Below are 3,107 nucleotides of genomic sequence, written 5' to 3' on the forward strand. Positions count from 1 at the left end.
AGGTGCGCACCGTCGTGTCCAGGCTCGGGCCCGTGTGCAGCACCACGTTGCCCAGGGCCAAGGCTCCGCCCGGGCCCCACGGGAAGCGTTCAAACACCAGCGCCGCGTCGGAAACCCGCGGCTTCGCGCCGAAGGGCAATGCCAGCAGGCCGGCAACCAGCGCCACCAGGCTCAGGGGGCTGGCCCAGGCCGCGCCGGCCAGCCAGGCCAGGCCGCGTCCAAGCCGTGAAAACCACATGCATTGCACTCCCTCGCGGGCCACGCGCCCGGCGGCCGGATGCTAGCACTGTCACCTTGTCGGTCCGGCGGGCGTCTGACAGGCTAAGCGCCCATTTTTGCTGCCCTGACCATGTCCACGCCCGAATCCGATACCGACACCCGGCTCACCCTGCCCCGCCGCACCACGCCCACCTGGGAAGTGGAACTGCTGCTGTCGGGCGCCACGGTGTTCACGCTGGTGCAGCTGGCGACCTGGCTGCCGGGCTGGGCCAGCCACATCTCGCCACGCCTGTCCGACTTCTGGCGGCAGGTCGCCGACCTGTCGCTGGTGTACCTGATGTGCGGCGTCGTGGTGCTTGCGGTCGCCTTCGTGCTGCACCTGCTGCTGCGCGCCTACTGGGTGGCGCTGGTGGGCATGGATTCGGTGTTCCCGGGCGGGCTGAAGCCGGAGAAGCTGCGCGATGGTCCGATCATGCGCGACTGGATCATGGGCCGCTGGAAACCCATGCCGGCGCAGATCGAGCAGGCCGACAACCAGGCGACGATCGTCTTTGGCCTGGGCATCGGCCTGGCACGCATGATGGTGACCATCACGGTGGTGGTGTCGCTGCTGATGCTGGCGGTGCTGTTCCTGGCCGCGACGACCGGAACCGCCGAACACGCCGAACGCTGGGTGCTGGGCGCGCTCGGCGTGCTGCTGTTTCCCTGGTTCGTGGTGATGTGGCTGGACCGTTGGTTCGGCGCCCGCCTGCAGCGCGGCCACTGGCTGCGGCGCACCATGGAATCGGTAATGGCCGCGTATTCGCGCAGCGGTGTCGGCCGGGAATCGGCGACGCTGGTGACGCTCTACACCACCAGCGTTGGTGACCGGCGCGGCAACTGGATCGTCGGCGGGATCATCACCGCCGCCATTCTCGCCAGCCTGACCGCCCTGGCCATGCTCAAGGACGACCTCGGCTGGGGACAGTACGGCCGGTTCCCGCTGCTCGAGGCCAACCAGGCCAACAGCGTGCGCCACGTGCACTACGCCAGCCAGCACGAGCCCGCGCAGTCACCGCACCTGCCGTACATCCCGGACCTGCAGGCGCAGGGCCGCTACCTGCCGCTGGTCGTGCCCTTCGTTCCGCAGCTGCATCAGCAGATGCTCGACGCCTGTCCGGAGCCGAAGAACCTGCCGCGCGGATTCGCCGGCCGGCAGCAGCGCAGCCAGGCCACGCTGGCCTGCATCGCCGAAGGTTTCGCGGTGACGCTCGACGGCCAGCCGCTGGACCTTGCTCCCGAGCTCTACAGCGACGCAACGCGCGACCTGCGCGGGCTGGTCTACATGATCCCCTTGGCTGGCCAGTCGCGCGGCCGGCACGAGCTGGTGGTGGCGCTGCACCCGCAGCCCGGGCCGAAGCCGGACGAATACGACGCGCCGTCGGTCTGGCGAATCCCCTACTGGTACTGATCAGGCCTCGCGCGCCGGATCGGCCAGCGACAGGCTGCCCAGCAGCACGCCGGCCTGGGTTCGGTTGCGCACGCCGAGCTTTTCGAAGATGGCGCTCATGTGGGCTTTCACCGTGCGTTCCTGGATGCCCAGTTCGTCGGCGATCTGCTTGTTGAGCCGGCCCTCGGCCACCCGCGTGAGCACCTTGAACTGCTGCGGGCTGAGGGTGGCGAGTTTGGCGGCGGTTTCGCGGTCGCCGGGTTCCGGCGGCGCATTGGCCACGGACTCGCGCAGCGACGGCGGCAGCCATTGTTCGCAGTCGAGCACCGCGCGCAGGCCCGCCTGCAGTTCGGCCAGGTCGGCGCGTTTGGTCAGGTAGCCGGCAGCGCCGTAGGCCAGTGCGCGGCGGATGGTCGCGGGGTCTTCGTGCGCGGAAATCATCGCCACCGCCACGCCCGGGTGTTCGGCGCGCAGCGAGGCCAGGCCGACCAGGCCGTGGCTGCCGGGCATGTGCAGGTCCAGCAACACCAGGTCGGTGTCGGGGAACGCCGCCAGGGCCGCCTGCACGCCGGGCAGGTCTTCGGCTTCGTGGATCTGCGCGTCCGGCAGCACGCCGCGCACCGCCTGGGTCAGGGCCAGGCGGTAGAGCGGATGGTCGTCGGCGATGAGCAGGCGGGTCACTGCGCCGATTCTATCGCCACCGCTTGCGTAATTACTGCGAGGTCCAGCCGCCGTCGACGGGAATGGCGGTGCCGGTGATGTTGTGTGCCTCGTGGCGGCACAGGAACAGCACGGTGGCGGCGATGTCCGACGGCAGCGACATCCGGCCGCTGGGCTGCTTTTCCGCCAGCAGCGCACGGATACCGGCATCGCGGTCACCTCCGTTGGCTTCGGCGCGGGCGGCGATCTGCGGCTCGATCAGCGGCGTTTCCACCCAGCCCGGGCAGACGCAGTTGACGGTGACGCCGCCGCTGTCGCGGCTGCCGGCGGCGGCGACTTCCAGCGCGGCGACCTTGCTGAGCCCGACCAGGCCGAACTTGCTGGCCACGTACGGCGATTTGTTCACCGAGGCCACCAGGCCGTGCACCGACGCGATGTTGAGCACGCGGCCGAAGCCGCGCCCGACCATGCCCGGCAGGGCCAGGCGCATGGTGTGGAAGGCGGCGCTGAGATTGATGGCGATCAGCTTGTCCCAGGTCGCCGCCGGCATCTCGCCGATCGGCGCCGTGTGCTGCACGCCGGCGCAGTTGACCACGATGTCGGCGGGGCCCCAGTCCGACAGCGCCTGCATCATCGTCTCGATGGCCCGGGCGTCGGCGAGATCGGCGCCCAGGAAGGTCGCGTCGGGCGCACCGGCCTGGCAGACCGAAGCCACCGCGGCTTCGATCTGCTCGTGACTGCCCAGGCCGTTCACCGCCACGCGTGCCCCCGCCCCGCCCAGCGCCTGCGCGATGGCCAG

The 3,107-nt window shown here is 70.3% G+C and carries 3 protein-coding genes and 1 pseudogene; 1 reads left to right on the forward strand and 3 read right to left on the reverse strand.

From position 1 onward, the window contains the following. Nucleotides 1-238, reverse strand: a pseudogene (locus AACZ35_RS13470) (hypothetical protein); the annotation flags it as partial. A 111-nt stretch (nt 239-349) separates the two neighbouring features. Here AACZ35_RS13470 and AACZ35_RS13475 point away from each other — a divergent pair. Next, nucleotides 350-1,669, forward strand: a complete 1,320-nt coding sequence (locus tag AACZ35_RS13475; RefSeq protein WP_339830152.1) for a hypothetical protein — start codon at nt 350-352, stop codon at nt 1,667-1,669. Here the strand turns inward: AACZ35_RS13475 and AACZ35_RS13480 are convergent, their stop codons facing one another. Together AACZ35_RS13480 and AACZ35_RS13485 are read right to left on the reverse strand one after the other, a co-directional pair. Then, complete coding sequence (locus tag AACZ35_RS13480; protein ID WP_339830154.1) at nt 1,670-2,329, reverse strand: response regulator transcription factor; 660 nt, start codon at nt 2,327-2,329, stop codon at nt 1,670-1,672. 31 nt (nt 2,330-2,360) lie between these two features. Beyond that, nucleotides 2,361-3,107, reverse strand: a 747-nt coding sequence (locus tag AACZ35_RS13485) for an SDR family oxidoreductase (protein WP_339830156.1), incomplete at its 5' end; no start/stop codon positions are given.

Origin of the sequence: uncultured Arenimonas sp. (assembly GCF_963976025.1) — a bacterium.
GTDB lineage: Bacteria > Pseudomonadota > Gammaproteobacteria > Xanthomonadales > Xanthomonadaceae > Arenimonas.